Here is a 19,779-nt window from a genome sequence, read left to right on the forward strand (position 1 = left end):
ATTTTTATGGCAAGCTGACCACCAAAAAATGGGCAACGATAACCAAGTGTTCAGCTGATACTGCATTAAGAGACATTAATGATTTGGTAGAAAAAGGCATGTTAGAAAAACCTGATGCCTCAGGGTGTAGTACGAGTTATGAGGTGATGCTGTGAATTTAGAATATTAATAAACAATTTTCTAAGGACGCTTCACAATTTGAGAAACGTCTAGTTAAGGAGGATCTAGAGTATCAAGGCTCGCGGTCTATTATTAGTGGTTCCATTATATCGGTCTGTTTTAAGTAGTCTGTTAATAGCTTTGAAGGACGAAATCACTGGTTCCCTAGGGGTATACCTTTTAAACCATAACTGTTTTATTCATCAGTCATCGACAAAAATTTTTGAAACTCCATACGTGCAGAAATACTCCTAAAATCCTGATCATTAATAATTTGTTCTTTACTAGGTAAATAGTCTGTTTGTTCAGATAATTTTAAATACTTAATCGCTTCTTCAACATCATTTTCTAACCCAGCTATACACGCCCTGTTATATGACATCTCGCCCAAAAATTCAGGATATTTCGCTAAAAATTCGTGGAATTTTTCTTTTGCTGCAGCTAGTTGATCGTTAAATTGTTGTTTATCCGCTTGATAGTGTCGAACATACATACTCAAGATGCTTTTAGTAGTGCCAGCTTTTGGGTTTATTAACAATGCTTGGTACAACATTTTTTTGGCGATCTCATAATATTGCCCCGCTTGGTTTGAGTCTGTGTAGCTGACAATATCTGCAAACGTACCTGCGTCTAAGCCACCATTGAACATTAGGTGTGACAGTCCTTTGATAATCGGCACCTTTAACTGATTCTCAAATTTTAATACCGGCGTATTACGCTGCAATAGTTCATCACCAAATTTGTCCCTGCTGATTATTAATAAGTCTGCTAATTCTGATAACCAACGTAGATAGATTGCCATGCATTTATCTTTATCAGCAAACTCGTTTTTAAGATAAATATCTAATAGACGTAGCGTATATTCTGTATAGCAAGTAATTGCATAGTTAAGTTTATGGTCAAAATAGTTAATATCATCAATCGCCATCATGGTGCTATAGGAATCAATCACAACTTGCCAGTGATTCATAATAGTCAGTAGATACTGCTGACTAAAGCGCGGCTTATCACTATCGTCATCTTTCTTTATAAGCAGAGTGGCAGTACTACCGGCAAGGTTGGCTAATCGATATAGGTTATTGCATATCATTACTTTGACTTGGTTGGGTTTATCATCAGTGAGTAATGCTTGCCTAGCATAATTCACGCCTTGCTGATAATGACTGATGGCATCAAGTTGCGCCTGATATTTTTCATCTTGATCGGTAAAACGTAAATTATCAACGGCACCTGCTTTAGCAAAATATTGTTGCCCCAAGATAATCGCATTATTTTTTTCAATAAATTCTGTGTTTAATTGCTGTAGCTGTGTTGGAGTAATAGGTCTGATTTCAAACCACGGTTTTTTGAGTAAGGCATTTAATTGGACTAACTCAGACATATCTTTATAACGACCTGAACTGTAATCATTTAGTTCAATATAAATTGATTCATTCCCCTCAAAATAATGGATATAACCTACGTTATTAAGAAGATTAGCTACAGCTTGAGGTTGATTAATTAATTCAGAAAGCTCACCTTTCGGGCAGTAATCTTCTAGACACGCCACAAACTCTGCCATCATTTCATCGCCATTAAAGGCTAAATAATTATTATTAAAAGGAGTAATGGTTTGCCCATAGATTTGTCCAAAGTATTTTTGGGCGCCGTTTATCCAAACCGCATATAAATCTGTTTCCTCATCAAGAAGTGGAATCATGTCGTATTGATTAATACCCGATACCATCATAAATTCGACAACGTCTTCGTCCGTTAATGGCAGGGTCAATAGTTGTTCAAAGGATTCTAGGGTTTCACCTGTTCTTTGCTCATAGAAGTTTTCAAGTTTTTGAATTACATCTTCCAATCCATATCCTGCAAAGATATCAAATGAGCCAAATGTTTCGCCATATTGTATATTTTGTTCAACTGCCTGATACTCACGATAAGTGTCACTTAATAGTTCTTTGAGTCTATTTTGTGCTTGCTCTTTGCTATCAAAAACTTCATCAATGTTGATACTATCGGGTTTTTCTGTGAAAAAATAATTGTCGTAAGGATAAGAGATTGCACGGATGGCGTATTTTTGACTCATAGATTGATTCCAATATTATTTGATTGTTGTAAGATTAGAACGGTTCACCTTAATAGAGAATACCCCATATTCTGTGTCACTTCTCAGAAAGTACACTGTGAAGTACACTGCAATTATCACGATAATTCAAACCCTTGATACTCGTAGCCTACAGCCGAAGATTCAAGGCCTCACTAGGGAACCGACCTTGTTTCCATGAGATAAGTTATCGGCAATACCCTCCTTTTTTGTCTACAACTCCTCTCATTTTAACCTTCCGCACCTTTACTTCGTCATTACAGCAAGGCTTAGGAGTAATTTCTTGAAAGTATTGTAGGAATACGCTTGACCTTACCATGATGTCAACCTATATGCTGTCACTATAGATTAAAAACAGAATTAAAAGCGACAGAGGTTGTTATGAAAACAAAAAATACTAAAGCCCCTACTTATCATGAAGTGCTGAGCATTGAAGGCATGAGTTGCGCGTCTTGCGTTGGACGTATTGAAAAACAATTAAAAAACATTGAACACGTTGAAAACGCCGAGGTAAACCTTGCCACTGAACAGGCGACTGTTTACTCATCTCAGCCTTTAGATGTAGCTCAGTTAAACAAAGCAGTAGAGCGTGCAGGCTATAAGGTGACTGAAACCAAGCCTATCGAGCTATCAATAGAAGGCATGAGCTGTGCCTCTTGCGTTGGACGAGTAGAAAAATCCTTGGCCAAAGTCGCTGGCGTGCAACAAGCCACAGTAAACCTTGCGACTGAACGCGCTTGGATTAAAGGCGATGCTCAAATACAAACGAGTGACTTAATTGATGCCGTTAAAAAAGCGGGCTACGAGGCCAAACTGGTAGAACAAGACCAAAGTGATCGACAAGATAAAAAAGCCTCGGAGCAAAAGCAGCTTAAACGAGATTTAGGGCTTTCTGCGCTGTTGTCACTGCCCGTATTCATTCTAGCAATGGGCTCGCATATGATTCCCGCCTTTCATATGTGGGTGGTGAATAACCTCGGCACTCAGCAAAGTTGGCTAATACAGTTTGTTTTGACCACACTGGTACTACTCTTTCCAGGCCGACGCTTTTATCAAAAAGGCGTGCCAGCCTTATTGCGTTTTGCGCCAGATATGAATTCGCTAGTGGCGATTGGTACTATCGCAGCGTATGGCTTTTCTCTAATAGCGACCTTTATCCCGCAAGCGTTACCTGAAGGCACGGTGCACGTCTATTACGAAGCCGCTGCCATGATTGTAAGCTTGATATTATTAGGTCGTTATTTTGAAGCAAAGGCTAAAGGTCGTACTTCTCAAGCCATTCAGCACTTAGTGGGCATGCAGGCAAAGACCGCCCGTGTACAGCAAGATGGTAAAGTCATTGAAGTCCCTGTAGAAGACGTCACTGCACAAATGATAGTTGAGATTCGTCCAGGCGAGCGTGTGCCTATCGATGGCGAAGTCGTTGACGGTCACAGCTATATTGACGAATCGATGATTACGGGTGAACCTGTTCCTGTAAAAAAACAAGCAGGCGCTCAAGTGGTCGGCGGTACTATCAATCAAAACGGTACCGTGAATATTCGAGCAACGGCCATCGGTGAAGATTCTGTATTGGCGCAAATCATTCGTATGGTAGAACAAGCCCAAGGCTCTAAATTACCAATTCAAGCATTGGTGGATAAAGTCACCATGTGGTTTGTACCAGCAGTGATGTTTTTATCAGCATTGACCTTTATAGTTTGGTTGATTTTTGGCCCTGACCCTGCCTTAACCTTCGGCTTAATCAATGCAGTTGCCGTGCTCATTGTAGCCTGCCCTTGTGCAATGGGATTGGCCACTCCCACCTCTATTATGGTCGGTACGGGTCGCGGTGCCGAATTGGGTGTGCTATTCCGTAAAGGCGAAGCGCTACAGATGCTTCAGGATGTGAGCGTGGTTGCCGTTGATAAAACAGGCACATTGACTGAAGGCAAACCTACGTTAACGGATTTCCAAGTCCAACAAGGGTTTGAGAAAGAACAGGTCTTACGTGTGGTGGCATCGGTTGAGGCAAAGTCTGAGCATCCCATTGGCTTAGCTATTGTTCAAGCTGCAGAACAACAGAATATTCAGCTGCTACCTATCGCTGACTTTGAAGCGATGACAGGTTTGGGTATTCAAGCAAACGTGGCAGGCCAAGTGGTTCATATTGGCGCGGATCGTTATATGCAACAATTGGGGCTTGATGTCGCGCCTTTTGAGCAAGATGCGCTACGTTTGGGGCAAGAAGGTAAAACCCCACTCTATGTCTCTATTGACCAGCAATTAGCCGCTATCATTGCCGTTGCCGACCCTATTAAAGAAACGACTCATGCCGCCATCGCCGCACTACATCAGTTGGGCTTAAAAGTGGCTATGATTACAGGTGATAATCGCCATACCGCCCAAGCGATTGCGGCAAAATTAAATATTGATCAGGTAGTAGCAGAAGTGTTGCCCGAAGGCAAAGTAGATGCAATACGCCAGTTGCAAGAACAATATGGCCGAGTGGCATTTGTTGGTGACGGTATCAATGATGCCCCTGCATTGGCTCAATCCGATGTTGGATTGGCCATTGGCACAGGCACAGACGTGGCGATTGAGGCGGCTGAAGTGGTGCTAATGTCAGGTAGTCTGCAAGGTGTGCCTACCGCGATTGCCTTGAGTAAAGCCACCATCAGCAATATCAGACAAAATCTGGCTTGGGCTTTTATTTATAATGTTGCTTTGATTCCGATTGCCGCAGGTGTCTTGTATCCAGCATTTGGTATCCTGCTCTCACCCATTTTTGCGGCAGGTGCCATGGCACTCTCTTCTGTTTTCGTATTGGGTAATGCGTTACGTCTCAAGTACTTTAAAGCATAGTCAGCGAACTACTAAACCGCTACAGAGTGAATGTAGAACCGTAAAGGATATCCATATAGGGTTTAAATACACAGGTTATTTAAACCCTTTTGTTATTTAAGTCCCTTTTTAAGTTAGGGTGTGTCCTCATTTAAAAAATGGTGATCAAAATGAGATAAATTGTAGTCAAACGAGAAAAATAGCGTAGATAATATCGAGATATTAACCAGCTATTTGACACTGTTTGGCAAAATTTAGCCATTTTTAGCCCAGTTAGATGACTATCGATTGAATTGAGGACACGCCCTAGGAGGATAAATATGAATATTGGTCAAGCATCAAAGCAATCAGGTATCTCTACCAAAATGATTCGCTACTATGAGCAGATTGGCTTGCTAGAAACAGTAAATCGCTCGAATTCAGGTTATCGCTTATATTCTAAAGACGAGGTAGACGACTTATGCTTTTTAAGACATTCTCGTGACTTGGGATTCTCATCCAAGCAAATGAAAGAGTTACTGTATCTGCGCAAAAATGCCAATCGTCAGAGTGCAGATGTTAAGCAACTGACACAAGAGCATATCGAAACGCTAAACCAAAAAATCACTCAATTGCAGGAGATGGTCAACTCGCTACAGAATTCTTTTGATCATTGCGCAGGCGATGATAATGCAGAGTGCGCTATTTTAGAGGATCTAGGGCAAGCTAAATAGAGCCTTTAACAGGCACTTCCCAACTTAGAAGGCGTTAAAACGTTAGGTCATGCTGTTTTGCACAACTAAAATAGAAGTAAATATTCATACTGTTCAAGTATTGACGGTCAGCTCAGTGCCGATTTCGGACATTAGTAATACCCTGTTATCAGGCTAAAATTAGTGGCGAAGGAGCAAAAACTAACTGTCTTTGTACGTGTTTAATTTCTTATTAGGCTTTAGTTGCCACATAGCTCTCACAGTTTTTAGTGACTTTTTCAACTAATGATTGAATATCATTTTCACAATACTGAATCTGCTCAAGAACCCAAGGGTAGCGCTTAAAATGTTCAAACATACCGTATTCTTTTTGTGTCTTTTCTATCACTGGCTGCACTGGTAAAGATGGAAAATTTGGGATTATTTGAGTGAGCTCTTGTGGAATACTCTTAGGGCTTGATAAATCGGCAACAACAAATTTAGCTAAGGATGCCAAAGTAATAATGGTTTCGGTTACATCCCGACTACTCGGACCTTCAAAATCAAACAATACAGGAAGATAGCCTCTACTTTGTAATTCAGTCTTGATAGTATCAAGAACTACTTTTCGTTCTTCTGTAAATCTACCTAAAATCAAAACAACTTTAGAAGTGATAGTGTCGATTATATCCCTGATTTTTGAGTTATTGACTAACAGTGAAATGAATTGAGCCATTTCAATAGTTGGAACTGTAATTGATGTTCCTTCTTCTTCAATTAAAATATTACTTTGGGTGCTACCATCTAGAATTAAATCCCAAGCAGATATGCCATAAACCCTAGCTTCGTCAATAACCGTATCTGTGAAGTCCGTTTTTACTAAACTCATATTACTTAATTTAGTAGAAATAAATTTCGAACCTGAAAAGTTTGTTTCTTCCGCAGAGCAATATGAAAGATCTGCGTTTGTAAAATCACATGCGTGAAATTCAGCCGAACCCATTTTTGAAACGGCTAGGCTAGTATCTTCGAAACTACAGTTTTGAAAAAAAGAGAAGCAGATATCTGAGAAATTGATCGTACTACCAGCAAAATAACAACGTATGAAATAAGAGTTTCTTGCTGTTATACGGTTTAGGTTCATATGCGATAGGTTGTAACCAGTGAATTCTGGCATATCATACATTTCTTTATATGTATGAACGTCTTTTTCGAAATCTATATCAGAAAGGTCAGGGCTTAAATTTGGGTTTTTATCTCTCCAAGCATTCCATACTTGAGAGCCTTTTTTGAAGACTTCCACATGTTCAGGTATTGCCACAAAACTCTCCTAAAACATTATTGAACAAAATTTCGGTGGTTTATGATACATCAAAACGGCAAATATTTCGTATTCTGATAATTCCACCAATAGTTACCTTTGTAAACGGTTAATTAAAACAGCTAAAAACTACGACTTTTTAACAGGCTGAAAGTAGTTGGTAAAATTAGCAACGGAGGAAAAAGCTGTTATTTCTCCGTGTTCAACACCTTATTAAACCACGATTTCCATAAAAATTTCAGTTTTCACAGAGTTAGCGATAAATATTGTGCAGGCGATGATAATGCAGAGTGCGCTATTTTAGAGGATCTTGGGCAGGGTCAATAAAAACTACCCGCGCCATATGGGGCATGCCAGCATCGAACCTTACTGCCAGTCGCCTAAAGCAGCATCAACAAAGTCTAAGCGGTCTTGCCCAAAGAACATATCATCATTCACAAAGAAACTCGGTGCGCCAAATACCCCTCGTGTGACCGCCTCTTCAGTGATCGCTTTCAAGCGCTCTTTCACCTCAGACTGGCCAATATGATGCATAAAATCAGTAGCATCAATCCCTGCTTTAGACAGAACGTCGGCGATAACTTCTTGTGATTGCATATTCAGTTTTTCCGCCCATATACCATTGAATACCGCTGTTAGAAGCGCCGCGCATCAGCTGCATTGTATTTAACGGAAAAAAAGATTAAAGCAAAACGGCACGTTATACATTTAGAAAGTTTCTAACCATGGGCGTAGATCAAGCTCGTGTGTCCAGCAATCTTTTGGTTGACAATGCAATTGCCAATATTGCTCAGCGATGTGCTCTGGATTTAATATACCGTCTTGATCTTTTAAGGCATAGCGCTCAGGAAAGTTGTCACGGATAAAGGCGGTATCAATCACACCATCAATAATAGTATGTGCCACGTGTATGCCTGTTGGTCCCAACTCTCGAGCCATGCTTTGCGCCAAAGCCCGTAACGCAAATTTAGCGCTAGCAAAAGCAGAAAAACCTTTAGCACCTCGCACAGAAGCCGTCGCACCAGTGAATATAATGGTTCCTTTTTCACGCGGAATCATGACTTTCGCCGCCTCTCTACCTGTCAAAAACCCAGATAACGCTCCCATTTCCCACACTTTTCTATAAACTCTTTCTGTGGTCTCTAAGAGGGAGAAATGCACGTTTCCACCTATGTTAAATACCACCACTTCAATCGGTCCAATGTCTTTTTCAATATGAGCAAACAGCTCAACCATCTCTTGCTCGACACGCGCATCACAACCAAATGGTTTGACGACTCCCCCAGCCGCTTCAATATCACTGACTAAAGCGCTCAGTTTTTCGACACTCCTTCTGGTCACGCATAAGGTAAAACCCTCTTTCGCGAAACGTCTTGCAACAGCGCTGCCAGTGGCATCGCCTGCGCCAATGACAACTGCAACGGGTGCTCTATACATATCTATTTCCTTATACGTTTATCATAGGTTCATTATCGATTTTTATTTTCTCAACTAAAAAGTCCACAGCAGCTTTTACTTTTGGGACTAAGTAGCGCTGTTTTTGGTACAACAAATACACCGCCATATCAGCATGTTGGGTAATCGTTAATCTATGCTCAAAGTTTAGTTCTATCAGTTGTCCTGACTCAAGATATGACGCTAATGCCCATTGAGTTGACATCAAAACACCGTCACCATCACAAGCTTTTTTTGCCAGCCACGGCCCGTTATTTGAAATCGCTACCGCAGGCCCTGAGACATCATGCCACTGATCATCCACATGACATAGCCAAGGCGTTGGCCCTGTTGGTGCTTTAAAATAAAGGCCATTATGATCTTTTAATTCCATTACATGGCTAGGTATACCGTATTTTTTCAGATAACTAGGGGACGCAACCGGAATAAAGCCATTGTCCATCAGCCTGATTGCGAGCACGCGCTCATTGGGCGCGTAACCACCGCGAATCGCAATATCGACATCATCACGCCCAAGCGTTGACAGCTCATCACTCAAACTGACATCCAATACAATCTCTGGGTATAACAGACTAAATTCATCTAATAAAGGTAGCAGTATTTTTTCACCAAAACCCACCATCGAGCTGATTCGCAAACGCCCCATTGGCGTCGTTTGGTAGCTGCGAACCGTTTCTTTGCTTTGTTCTAATTGGTTCAATATCTGCTGCACGTCGTTGTAATAGACTTGCCCCACTTCGGTCAGCTTAACGATGCGGGTCGAACGCTTTAATAATGTCGCGCCCAAACTTTTTTCTAAATCAGAAACACGTCTCGACAATGATGATGGCGGCACATTAAAGGCACTTGCCGCTTTGGTAAAACTACCCATTTCGACGACTTTACTAAAATACCGTATTGCACGTAGTTGATCCAACCTATTTCTCCATTCAATAAATATTTGAGTATTTTCGCTCTATTATTGTCTTAATAACAATAGTGATTCACGTTTTACCTTATATATAACCATATTAAAACCAGTAATAATGTGTTTAACTTAAAAATTACAACTTTTATATCAACAATGGAAAATGGACTTATGATTACTTTGCATGGTTTTGCTGCGAGCAACTATTACAATATCGTGAAACACACCCTTTTATTCAAAGAACTATCATTCCAAGAAAACCTTGTCTACGGTAGTAGTGATGAGTTGATGAAAGTCAGCCCAGTTGGCAAAGTACCTGCCATCACAACCCCTGATGGCTTTAACTTGTCAGAATCTAGCGTTATTTGTGATTTTTTAGAAGAAACTTATCCAGAAAAGCCGTTATATCCTAAAAATGCGGCAGAACGCGCAACTGTGCGTCAAATTATGAAGATATCAGAGCTTTATTTTGAGCTACCAAGCCGTAGGCTAATCCCTTATGTTTTTTCAGGCACTGATGCCCCTGAATCTGTCAAGGATGAAGTACGCCAAGTATTGAGCCGCGGTATTATTGCCTTGAATCGCTTGTGTCAATTCTCGCCTTGGATTGCAGGTGACGAATTCACGATGGCTGACATCTATGTTTATTATGTGAATACTATTGTCAGCGCATTTGCCTCTACCCAACTTAACTGGGATGTGCTGGCAGAAATCCCAGGTATGAAAGAGTGGAATGCTGCTGTGAAAGAGTCTAATACTGCCAAACAAGTAGAAGAAGGTCGTCTAGCAAACATGCCAGAGTTTATGCAGCATGTGACAGCCCAAATTAAAGCCGCAAACGCTGGCTAGTTTGATATTAAAAAGTACTTAACTACAGAACAACCTTTGTATTCAATAACCAAAAAATAGGGCCAATACAATACCATCATTGGTTCAATAACTATAACGATTTGCAGGAGCAAACCCTATGACTGATAAAAACATCCAACTGACTTCAACCATCAGCGAAGACAACAAATTGACATTGGCATTACAAGAGATTGATATGCCGCAGCCTGGTGCCGATGAAGTCGTTGTGCGCATTGAAGCGGCCCCATTGAACCCATCTGATTTGGGGGTTATGTTCAGCGCCGCCAATATGGCAACCGCTGTACAATCAGGCACCGACGAAAACCCAGTCATCACGGCTGATGTCCCCGCTCAGTTTATGCCATCGCTAAAAACACGTGTGGGTAAAGCCACGCCTGTGGGCAATGAAGGCGCAGGGACTGTGGTCGCAGCGGGCTCATCAGATGCCGCACAAGCATTGATGGGTAAGACGGTAGCTGTGATTGGCGGTGGAACTTATCGTCAATACCACTGTGTCAATGTACAAAGCTGCCTAGAACTAAAAGAAGGCACCACGGCTAAAGAAGGTGCCTCTTCTTTTGTGAACCCGCTTACTGCGTTAGCGATGGTCGAAACCATGCGTGCTGAAGGGCATAAAGCCATCATTCATGCAGCGGCAGCCTCTAGCCTTGGTCAAATGTTAAACCGTATTTGTATCGCTGATGGCATTGATTTGATCAATATTGTACGTAGAGATGAGCAAGAAACGCTATTGCGTGATATGGGCGCAAAATATGTGGTCAACTCAAGCAGTGATAATTTCATTGCTGATTTAACGGCAGCGATTATCGAAACAGGTGCCACTATCTCATTTGACCCTATCGGTGGCGGTCAGTTAAGCAGCGATATTCTTAACTGTATGGAAACTGCTATCACTCGTGATGTAGAAGAATACAGCGTTTATGGGTCTGACACTTTTAAACAAGCTTATATTTATGGCGCCCTAAACCGCGGCCCTATTACATTGAACCGTAACTTTGGTTTTGCTTGGGGTGTTAATGGATTCTTATTGTTCAATGCGCTAGGCAAACTTGGCACCAAGACAGTCATGTCGATGCGCAAACGTGTTGCAGAAGAAATCACCACGACATTTGCCAGCAGCTATACGCATGAGGTGTCATTGGCAGAGGCATTAAAACTACAATCAATCGCCGCTTACGGTAAGCAAGCGACCGGTGAAAAGTACTTAATCACGCCTCAAGCTTAATTGTTGTTTAAAAAGTAATTTAGAAACAAAAAAGCAGATATCGATTATGATATCTGCTTTTTTTATTTGCATGTTCAACAGACCTTAATGACCATTAACTCATTTATAGTTTCTCTAAAAATTAACTATATTGGTTGATAGTACGTTTTGTTGTTCAGCCTGAATCTTGGTAAATAACTGGGCTTAATATTCGTTATCACGGTATAAGGGATTTTGCGCCTCTGCCATGAAATCCTCGTAAGTAATAGCAGGCTCAATGCTGACAGACCTATTCTCTACTATTATGTTTGTGTTGATATCTCTTGCATTGCTATGAGCACCCGCATGATTAACTGTGTTTAAACTGTCATCAACGGTATGTTGGATTATTGAAACTGCCTTTGCTACGAGCTCATCTTCAGCAACAGCCGCATCGGTGCTCGTTATTGGCGTTTGCTCAATAAACGAAGTTGAGCGCTCAGAGAAAGCGACTAAAATGCCATTCATATCAAGAGTTACGACGGTGGCGGCAATAATTAAGGCGCTGGTTATAGCAGTCACAGCCATTAATTTGATATTGCTGTGAGACTCACTTGCTGATTTTTTTGGGATATTGGGAACTGGCTGTGTTTGTTCGGATGCAGCTTTTATAGGTGTTTGATTGAGATAATTATAAGTATCCCGATCTGCTGTTTCTGAGATAGGCTCTTGCCCTTGAACTACGTTTTCTATGGTGTTTTTCAAATATTGTTCGTAGACATCACGAGTACGCTTGTTAATATTCAGCTCAATGTCACCATGTTTAGGTAACTCCATGCCTTTATTAAGGCTACTTTCACTATCTGCAATTTCCATAAGTCAATACCAAGTCAGTCTTCGTAAGCAACGGCACATAATCGTGTTGTATATTCGTAATAATACAAATATATTGATTCTATTCAACTTATTTTGGTATGAGCGCTATGACTGACAGACAAACGGTACATTTTTTTTGCGAAAGTATCACTTTGGGCTGTCGTTTCTCTAAGACAATTCTCTAAGATAATTTGGATAATAGCATTGATCAATATCAATGCGTTATTTGGTTGATAGCATCAATCACTGGTCTCACGGTACAGCGTACTTTGCGATTCTTGCCTAAAATCTTCATAAGAAATCGCGGCTTCGTTGTCCAAGCCATCGGTAGTTGCTTCTACTATCTGCTCTGTCTCTTTATCCGCTGCGACACTTGATGGCGCATCATTTTGATTGGGACTGGTCGCTGCTGATGGTTCAGCGTCAGTCACTGATGGATTATTCGAGATGGCTGTCGCCTTAGCTGCCTTAGCCTGAATCTTAGGTTGAGTATCGCTACTGACATTGGTGTCAATATCGCTCGCCACCTCTTTAGAGGCGTCAGACACTGTACCTTCTGTCGAAGGAGATAAGATGCCACTGGCATTAATGGTTAACACAATAATAGCGGCCAATAATGTCCCGATAGCAATGCCAATGATGAGAGGCTTTTTATTACTGGCGAGCTTACCCTGCGGTTTTACTGCTGCGTTGTTAGCAGGTTCTGCCATGTTTTCAACGACTGTATTTTCAGCAACTTTGCTTTCAACCACTTGCTCATCATTATGAGCTGGGTGAAAAGTATCAGTATCATCACTGGTATGCTCAACATGATGGCTGTCTAGTTCAAGGTCTGAATTTTTATCCAAATCATAGCTATTTGGATAGTCTTTATTTGATGATTGAGGCGTATCTGCTAGTGGCTCATCGTTGCCAAATATTTCCTCTTCATTAATAAAGTCAAAGCTGACATCTGTAGTTGTCGTATCTGATACATCAATGTCTATCCCCTCATTATCCTCTGAGGTGGCAAAAAACTGCAATTCTTCTGAGCTTAAAGACTCATAATTAGGAGATTGTCGTATATTCTCCCATGGCGTTAATTGGTCAGACTTGCCTTCATTTTGATCGTCATCTTCTGTACCGTCAACACGACTGATAAAGCGTTCATAGATATTATTTTTGACAAGCTTACGCGATTTTTTATTAACAAGTTTGGCCAACTCCTCGTCAAAATCAGTACCGATGTCTTTTTTTTCATCGTTCATAGAATAACACCAAGCCAGTTTATTCTACTGGCGTTAAATGACTGCTAAAATGAAATTGTAATTTTTCTTGCGCAAGTGTAACAATGTTACCAACCCTCAATATAGTTGCTCACCTCATTATCTTCAAGCATAATTTATTCGATATCACTAATATTTATACGTCGCCTCTTAAACAGTAAAGTGAATACGTATGAAAAACCGATCTCTATAGAGACACCCTATACCATAACAGGCGCAATAATATGGATTTAAAACAGCTCAATGCGTTTATTGCTGTTGCAGATTTGCGTAGCTTTAGCGCAGCAGCGACTAAAACTGGATTGTCACAGCCAAGTCTGAGTCGCCTGCTCAAACAGCTTGAGACCGATATGGGCGTGGTACTCATTGATCGCTACCATAGACCGCTCCATCTGACTGAGGCGGGTGCGTTTTTTTACGATAAAATCAGTACCATACTGACAGAGATTGATACCGTTACCAGCATGACGCAACGCTTATCAGCGCCAAGCAGCGTCTTAAACATTGGTTTTGTGCCGTCAGTGCTGTATGGACTACTGCCTGAAATAATTGCAACGCTCAAGCAATCCAATCCTGATATTGAGGTCAATTTAAAGGATATTAGCTCTTATCAGCAAATGGATGCCCTAAAAAGTGGTGAAATTGACATTGGTTTTGGTCGTTTTGCTCATCAGGACGCATGGATTCAACAGATACTATTGCGTCATGAGCGTTATGTGGTGGCGCTTCCTAAAGCCCATCCGTTGGCTCATGTGCGTGAGCAGCGTTTGATTGATTTGGCAAACAACCGCTTGATTCTATACCATCAAACGCATCTGCCAGTCTTGACGACGACAGCAAGCACATTAACAGCTGATACAGGAAGTAGCACGGTAAACGCCAATAGTGAGCAGCCACCGCTGAATGAGCCCATTACCGAACCTTTGCTACATCTGTTTGCACAATATGGCATCTCGCCATTTATGACCACCACAGTGAGCGACTTGCAAGTCGCACTTGGTTTGGTGGCTGCGGGCGAAGGTATTACCTTAGTGCCTGCCAGCCTACAAACGGTACGCACGGAACAAATCAGCTATCAACGTTTGGTTCATGAAAACGTCACCTCGCCTATTTTTCTGCACACCCTCAAAGATTTTGTGCATCCAAAAATACCTGATTTGCTCGTCGCCATTTATCATGTCTATGAGCAGCGCGGCATCACTTACCGGCAGCAAAAATTTGTGTCAGAGCCTTAAATTATCAGCTATCGAATGAATATTGTGTTATAAAGAACCGCCAAAAAATAATCAATCCTAATGCTTGATATTATGGAGTGATTATGCTAACTAAAAAGAATGGCAATGCAAACAAATAGTAATAATGACTAGAATAATCGTTCTCCTGAGTAGCATTGGTGTGCTAAAGTCGATACAAGATGAATCGTTTTATATTTAAGCAAGTGATAGACCGATTCTCTAATGATCATTGGCAAGCTGACACAGGTAAGTGATAATTTGCCGTTTTAACCATTTCGAGGTATTTATGACCACACAACGTATGAACAACCCTGATAGCGCTACTGCCCAGGAAGGCTTTAGTTGGCGCATCTTTGGTCCTGGCATTCTAATGGCAACGGCTGCCATTGGCGGCTCGCATTTAATTTCATCAACGCAGGCGGGTGCTATCTATGGCTGGCAGCTGGCAATCATGATTATTTTGGCCAATGTCTTCAAGTATCCGTTCTTTCGTTTCGCGACAGATTATGTCTATGACACGGGCGAGAGCTTAATCGCTGGCTATGCCAAACGCTCAAAAGCCTATCTGTGGATTTACTTTATCTTATCCATTTTATCAGCCGTCATCAGTACTGGCGCAGTCTCTTTGATCGCCGCAGTGATATTGGGCTTTATGCTCCCCGCCTCCCTCGGGTTATCGACGATGGCGTTGTCGTTAATCATCGTTGCCGTTTCTTGGTTCTTTTTGATAGCAGGACATTATAAGTTGCTCGATGGCCTGACCAAGTGGATTATGATTGCGCTGACGACGGCGACCGTCGCTGCCGTGATTATTGCTGCTGGCAAGCCGACAGTGATGACCGTTGACTTTGTTGCTGCCTCTCCTTGGAATTTGGCGACCTTGGGTTTCATCGTCGCGCTAATGGGCTGGATGCCAGCGCCGCTCGAATTTGCCGCCATTACCTCTATGTGGACGTCTGCTAAAGTCAAAGCCGACCATACAACCAAGCGTCAAGGGTTACTGGACTTTAATGTTGGTTATTCAATTTCTGCTATTTTGGCATTGTTCTTTTTATCGCTTGGTGTCTTTGTGCAATATGGCTCGGGTCAAGAGATTGAGCTGGTCGGCGGTGCGTATATCAATCAGCTGATTAACATGTATACCGCCACCATTGGTGAATGGTCGAGATTACTGGTCGCCTTCGTCGCCTTTATGTGTATGTTTGGCACCACGATTACCTGTGCGGATGGCTACGGTCGCGCCAATGCAGAGTGCTGGCGTTTGATTAAAGGCGAAAGTGAAATCACCAAAAAACAAATTGCTTTTTGGACGACCTATGCCATCGGTGGTGGCTTGGTTATTATCACTTTCTTTACTGGACAATTAGGCTCTATGCTGAAATTTGCCATGATCTCCGCTTTTGTCTCCGCGCCTATCTTTGGCTGGTTAAACTACTCGTTGGTTCGTAGTCATCAAAAACTATCGGCAGGCATGAATGCGCTATCAGTTGCAGGCTTAATCTTCTTAGGCGGCTTTGCGCTATTATTCCTAGCTAATTTGGCGGGTCTGTTTGGTTAAATAAACACTGATAACCTAACGCGTCTAGTTGTATGTCATAAAAGCCCTAATAGCTGAGTTGTTAGGGCTTTTTTAATGGCTACTGATAAGTAGACAAAGCGATAATGCTTCCAATAATTGTAACTAAATGTAAAAAATTAATGATAAGAATTTTGATTACTTGAGAAAAATGAATAGTCAACCAAGCAGATCGTTATAAAACGCATAATGCTATTCTATTTATGAATACTTTTAAAAATACTACACTTATTTGTTAAAATAAATAAACAACGATTCAATGCATAGCCTTTGCAGGGGTGATTAATTGGGTATAATCAACAACAACAACAACGATAACACTATCCCTCCACGTAAGGACTACGACATGACCTCACCATCCGCTGGCGCGCGCTTCCGCAGTGCAATGAAACAAAAAAATGATAACAATCAACCATTACAGATCGCTGGCGCGATTAACGCCTATACAGCGATGATGGCGACGCAGGTCGGTCATCAGGCTTTATATCTCTCTGGGGCTGGCGTGGCCAATGCCTCATTCGGCTTACCTGATTTGGGTATGACTAGCCTTGATAATGTCCTAGAAGACGCCCGCCGTATTACGGATGCGGTTGATACGCCGCTGCTTGTCGATATTGATACTGGCTTTGGTGGCGCATTCAATATCGCCCAAACCATCAGAAAAATGGAAAAAGCAGGCGTGGCAGCGGTACATATCGAAGATCAAGTCGCTCAAAAGCGCTGCGGTCATCGCCCAAATAAAGAAATCGTTAGCATCTCAGAAATGGTTGACCGCTTAAAAGCCGCTCTTGATGCCAGAACGGATAAGGACTTTGTCATCATGGCTCGTACTGATGCCTTATCTGTTGAAGGACTTGATGCCGCCGTTGAGCGCGCTGTTGCCTTTCAAGAAGCGGGCGCTGACATGATCTTTGCAGAAGCCTTAACCGATATCGAGATGTATCGTAAGTTTACTGATGTACTTGATATCCCAGTACTAGCGAACATGACAGAGTTCGGTCAGACGGATCTATATACCACGGAGCAATTATATGCCGTTGGTGTTGATATGGTGCTGTATCCACTATCAGCTTTTCGCGCGATGAACAAAGCGGCATTAAACGTTTATCAGCATCTATTGAATGATGGCACCCAAGACAAAGTTGTGGATACCATGCAAACCCGCATGGAGCTGTATGATTTCTTGAATTATCATGAATTTGAGCAAACGCTAGATAACTTGTTCGCTGATAATAAGTAGTTAGTCATTAATAGTTAGCACCTGACAACGCCGTAGAGATAAATCACCTCTGAGTGTTTTTATCTTTATGAAATTCGTCTTTATTTAATTTTAGGTTATTTATGTCATTTTTTAATTCTAGTTCTGTTGTAAAAGCTTCACTACTTAGCAGCACGCTTGCCGCTTTGTTATTCACAACAGGCTGTGATAAAACACCAGAAACCGCTGATGACACGACCAGTAATGCAAGTGACGTTGCTGTTGCCGATACGTCTGCTGCGCAGCCAGCCAGTCAAGATGATCTTGTGATGACGACAATTACGTTAGATACCGTCAACAGTCTGTTGTTCGCCCCGATTATCACTAGCGGTGCGCTCAGTGCAGAGCAAGTAAGCTGCCTTGAATCGCGTGACAAAGACTTGGGCAAAGCCGAAGTCGATAGCTTCTATAAAAGTCAGTTTACCGATGCTGAGTTAAAAGAGCTGGATAAGTTTTATACCTCAGATGTAGGGGAAAAGTTGATTGCTTTTGGCAATGAGCAATTGCGCGTCATGAATGGTGAGGAAGTTGCAACGCCAATGGCTGATCCCACCCCAGAAGAAATGACTGAAATCCAAACCTTTATGGAATCACCGCTTGGCGTCAAGTACATGAAAATTAACAATGCAGAAGGCGCAGGCAGCGCGATGGAAGTATTGAATGTGCCTATTGAAGCTGAGTTTGAGCGTTGCAATGTCGATTTAGATGACACACAGCCTGAACAGCCTACGTAGCTGTCAGTCAGCGATATAGTAAGTCATAAATTAACGGTAAGAAATACTCCCTTTTCAATTCAAAAAAGCTACCCACAAAAGGAATTTAATCATGGCAGCACAGAACCCATCAACAAAAGTATTGTCAGGCGCAGGACTACGCGGTCAAGTCGCTGGCAAGACCGCTTTATCTACCGTTGGCAAATCCGGCTCCGGCTTGACGTATCGCGGTTACGATGTGTCAGAATTGGCAGACAAATGCATCTTTGAAGAAGTCGCCTATCTATTGCTTTATGGCAACCTGCCAACCCAAAGTGAGCTTGATGCGTATCAAACCAAGTTAAAAGGTCTACGTGGTCTATCACAGCCGCTAAAAGACGTGCTTGAGCGTATCCCAGCTGACGCCCATCCGATGGATGTCTTGCGTACTGGCTGCTCTATGCTCGGTAACCTTGAGACTGAAATGAGTTTCGACGAAGAAAACGACCAAGCTGATCGTATGCTTGCTGTTTTCCCATCGATTATTAACTATTGGTATCGCTTCACGCATGACAATGTACGTATCGAAACCGAGACGGATGATGAAACCATCGGTGGACATTTCCTACATCTACTAAAAGGTGAGAAACCAAACGAGCTACATACCAAAGTAATGAACGTTTCGCTTATTTTATACGCTGAGCATGAGTTCAACGCTTCAACCTTTACTGCGCGCGTCTGTGCCTCTACCCTATCTGATATCCATTCTTGTATTACTGGTGCAATTGGCACCTTACGTGGTCCTTTACATGGCGGTGCCAACGAAGCCGCGATGGATATGATTGAAGGCTTTAGCTCACCTGATGAAGCCGAAGAAGAAATGATGGGGATGCTGGCTCGTAAAGATAAAATCATGGGCTTTGGTCATGCCATCTATAGTGAGTCAGATCCACGCAATGTCGTGATTAAAGGTTGGGCGGAAAAACTGGCCGCTGACGTTGGTGATGAAGTGCTGTACCCCGTATCAGTACGCTGTGAGGAAGTGATGTGGCGCGAGAAGAAATTGTTCTGTAATGCTGACTTTTTCCATGCGTCGGCCTATCACTTCATGGGTATTCCAACCAAACTATTCACACCTATCTTTGTCTGCTCACGCTTGACGGGCTGGGCATCTCATGTATTTGAGCAGCGTGCGAATAACCGTATCATTCGCCCAAGTGCCGAATATACTGGTGAAGAGTTGCGTTCTGTACCAGATATGAGTGCGCGTTAATTTAGCACTTAATGTTAAGTAAGTTTTGGCTTGGTAGGGTGTGTTCCATCGTATTAATAACGACTTTCAGGTACACAGGTCGCACCCTACCTTTTCTTATTCTTACCTTTATTTCCCTTGCAA

At 42.0% G+C, this 19,779-nt stretch carries 15 protein-coding genes and 1 pseudogene; 9 read left to right on the top strand and 7 right to left on the bottom strand.

Annotation, left to right across the window (positions count from 1 at the left end; genetic code table 11):
- Positions 1-355 precede the first annotated feature (355 nt).
- Positions 356-2,233 (bottom strand): TPR end-of-group domain-containing protein, encoded by a 1,878-nt coding sequence (locus tag IE130_RS04140; RefSeq protein ID WP_189582053.1) that lies wholly within the window; start codon positions 2,231-2,233, stop codon positions 356-358.
- Positions 2,234-2,632: 399 nt separating this feature from the next.
- Between IE130_RS04140 and IE130_RS04145 the strand changes: the two genes are divergently transcribed.
- A complete protein-coding gene (locus tag IE130_RS04145; protein WP_189582056.1) occupies positions 2,633-5,095 on the top strand; it encodes a heavy metal translocating P-type ATPase in 2,463 nt (820 codons plus the stop codon).
- A 299-nt stretch (positions 5,096-5,394) separates the two neighbouring features.
- Entirely contained in the window at positions 5,395-5,787 is a 393-nt protein-coding gene (gene cueR, locus IE130_RS04150) for a Cu(I)-responsive transcriptional regulator (RefSeq protein ID WP_189582059.1), read from the top strand.
- A 211-nt stretch (positions 5,788-5,998) separates the two neighbouring features.
- Here cueR and IE130_RS04155 read toward each other — a convergent pair whose 3' ends face one another.
- The 4 genes and pseudogenes from IE130_RS04155 to IE130_RS04170 all read right to left on the bottom strand — a co-directional run bounded on the left by IE130_RS04155 (position 5,999) and on the right by IE130_RS04170 (position 9,437).
- Positions 5,999-7,066: a pentapeptide repeat-containing protein gene (locus tag IE130_RS04155; RefSeq protein ID WP_189582062.1), complete on the bottom strand. Its 1,068-nt coding sequence runs from the start codon at positions 7,064-7,066 to the stop codon at positions 5,999-6,001.
- A 366-nt stretch (positions 7,067-7,432) separates the two neighbouring features.
- A pseudogene (locus IE130_RS04160) lies at positions 7,433-7,699 on the bottom strand (DsbA family protein); the annotation flags it as partial.
- Positions 7,700-7,774: 75 nt separating this feature from the next.
- Positions 7,775-8,503, bottom strand: a complete 729-nt coding sequence (locus IE130_RS04165) for an SDR family oxidoreductase (RefSeq protein ID WP_189582065.1) — start codon at positions 8,501-8,503, stop codon at positions 7,775-7,777.
- Between the two features lie 10 nt (positions 8,504-8,513).
- Positions 8,514-9,437 carry a LysR family transcriptional regulator gene (locus IE130_RS04170; RefSeq protein ID WP_189582068.1) on the bottom strand — a complete coding sequence of 308 codons (924 nt, stop codon included), beginning with the start codon at positions 9,435-9,437 and terminating at the stop codon, positions 8,514-8,516.
- Between the two features lie 162 nt (positions 9,438-9,599).
- Between IE130_RS04170 and IE130_RS04175 the strand changes: the two genes are divergently transcribed.
- Both IE130_RS04175 and IE130_RS04180 read left to right on the top strand, forming a co-directional pair.
- Entirely contained in the window at positions 9,600-10,277 is a 678-nt protein-coding gene (locus tag IE130_RS04175; protein ID WP_189582071.1) for a glutathione S-transferase family protein, read from the top strand.
- Positions 10,278-10,395: 118 nt separating this feature from the next.
- Positions 10,396-11,523 (top strand): zinc-binding dehydrogenase, encoded by a 1,128-nt coding sequence (locus IE130_RS04180; protein ID WP_189582074.1) that lies wholly within the window; start codon positions 10,396-10,398, stop codon positions 11,521-11,523.
- Positions 11,524-11,706: 183 nt separating this feature from the next.
- On the opposite strand, the gene IE130_RS04185 is transcribed toward IE130_RS04180, so the two are convergent.
- Positions 11,707-12,357, bottom strand: coding sequence for a hypothetical protein (locus IE130_RS04185; RefSeq protein ID WP_189582077.1), 651 nt, complete (start codon positions 12,355-12,357; stop codon positions 11,707-11,709).
- 239 nt (positions 12,358-12,596) lie between these two features.
- Positions 12,597-13,604, bottom strand: coding sequence for a hypothetical protein (locus IE130_RS04190; protein ID WP_189582080.1), 1,008 nt, complete (start codon positions 13,602-13,604; stop codon positions 12,597-12,599).
- Positions 13,605-13,846: 242 nt separating this feature from the next.
- On the opposite strand from IE130_RS04190, the gene IE130_RS04195 reads away from it, so the two are divergent.
- The 5 genes from IE130_RS04195 (at position 13,847) to prpC (ending at position 19,656) form a co-directional block, all read left to right on the top strand.
- Positions 13,847-14,857: a LysR family transcriptional regulator gene (locus IE130_RS04195; RefSeq protein WP_189582083.1), complete on the top strand. Its 1,011-nt coding sequence runs from the start codon at positions 13,847-13,849 to the stop codon at positions 14,855-14,857.
- 286 nt (positions 14,858-15,143) lie between these two features.
- Positions 15,144-16,415 (top strand): NRAMP family divalent metal transporter, encoded by a 1,272-nt coding sequence (locus IE130_RS04200; protein ID WP_010200402.1) that lies wholly within the window; start codon positions 15,144-15,146, stop codon positions 16,413-16,415.
- A gap of 364 nt (positions 16,416-16,779) precedes the next feature.
- Positions 16,780-17,673 carry a methylisocitrate lyase gene (gene prpB, locus IE130_RS04205; RefSeq protein ID WP_010200405.1) on the top strand — a complete coding sequence of 298 codons (894 nt, stop codon included), beginning with the start codon at positions 16,780-16,782 and terminating at the stop codon, positions 17,671-17,673.
- A gap of 101 nt (positions 17,674-17,774) precedes the next feature.
- Positions 17,775-18,425 carry a DUF2059 domain-containing protein gene (locus tag IE130_RS04210; protein ID WP_189582086.1) on the top strand — a complete coding sequence of 217 codons (651 nt, stop codon included), beginning with the start codon at positions 17,775-17,777 and terminating at the stop codon, positions 18,423-18,425.
- A gap of 91 nt (positions 18,426-18,516) precedes the next feature.
- Complete coding sequence (gene prpC, locus IE130_RS04215; protein WP_189582089.1) at positions 18,517-19,656, top strand: bifunctional 2-methylcitrate synthase/citrate synthase; 1,140 nt, start codon at positions 18,517-18,519, stop codon at positions 19,654-19,656.
- The last annotated feature ends 123 nt before the right edge of the window (positions 19,657-19,779 follow it).

The sequence above is a fragment of the Psychrobacter glaciei genome (genome assembly GCF_014652895.1).
GTDB lineage: Bacteria > Pseudomonadota > Gammaproteobacteria > Pseudomonadales > Moraxellaceae > Psychrobacter > Psychrobacter glaciei.

Coding starts and splice junctions, on each gene's coding strand:
- IE130_RS04180 (WP_189582074.1), top strand. CDS start 10,396: ATGACTGATAAAAACATCCAACTGACTTCAACCATCAGCGAAGACAAC.
- prpB (WP_010200405.1), top strand. CDS start 16,780: ATGACCTCACCATCCGCTGGCGCGCGCTTCCGCAGTGCAATGAAACAA.
- IE130_RS04190 (WP_189582080.1), bottom strand. CDS start 13,604: ATGAACGATGAAAAAAAAGACATCGGTACTGATTTTGACGAGGAGTTG.
- IE130_RS04165 (WP_189582065.1), bottom strand. CDS start 8,503: ATGTATAGAGCACCCGTTGCAGTTGTCATTGGCGCAGGCGATGCCACT.
- IE130_RS04200 (WP_010200402.1), top strand. CDS start 15,144: ATGACCACACAACGTATGAACAACCCTGATAGCGCTACTGCCCAGGAA.
- cueR (WP_189582059.1), top strand. CDS start 5,395: ATGAATATTGGTCAAGCATCAAAGCAATCAGGTATCTCTACCAAAATG.
- IE130_RS04185 (WP_189582077.1), bottom strand. CDS start 12,357: ATGGAAATTGCAGATAGTGAAAGTAGCCTTAATAAAGGCATGGAGTTA.
- IE130_RS04210 (WP_189582086.1), top strand. CDS start 17,775: ATGTCATTTTTTAATTCTAGTTCTGTTGTAAAAGCTTCACTACTTAGC.
- prpC (WP_189582089.1), top strand. CDS start 18,517: ATGGCAGCACAGAACCCATCAACAAAAGTATTGTCAGGCGCAGGACTA.
- IE130_RS04195 (WP_189582083.1), top strand. CDS start 13,847: ATGGATTTAAAACAGCTCAATGCGTTTATTGCTGTTGCAGATTTGCGT.
- IE130_RS04140 (WP_189582053.1), bottom strand. CDS start 2,233: ATGAGTCAAAAATACGCCATCCGTGCAATCTCTTATCCTTACGACAAT.
- IE130_RS04145 (WP_189582056.1), top strand. CDS start 2,633: ATGAAAACAAAAAATACTAAAGCCCCTACTTATCATGAAGTGCTGAGC.
- IE130_RS04175 (WP_189582071.1), top strand. CDS start 9,600: ATGATTACTTTGCATGGTTTTGCTGCGAGCAACTATTACAATATCGTG.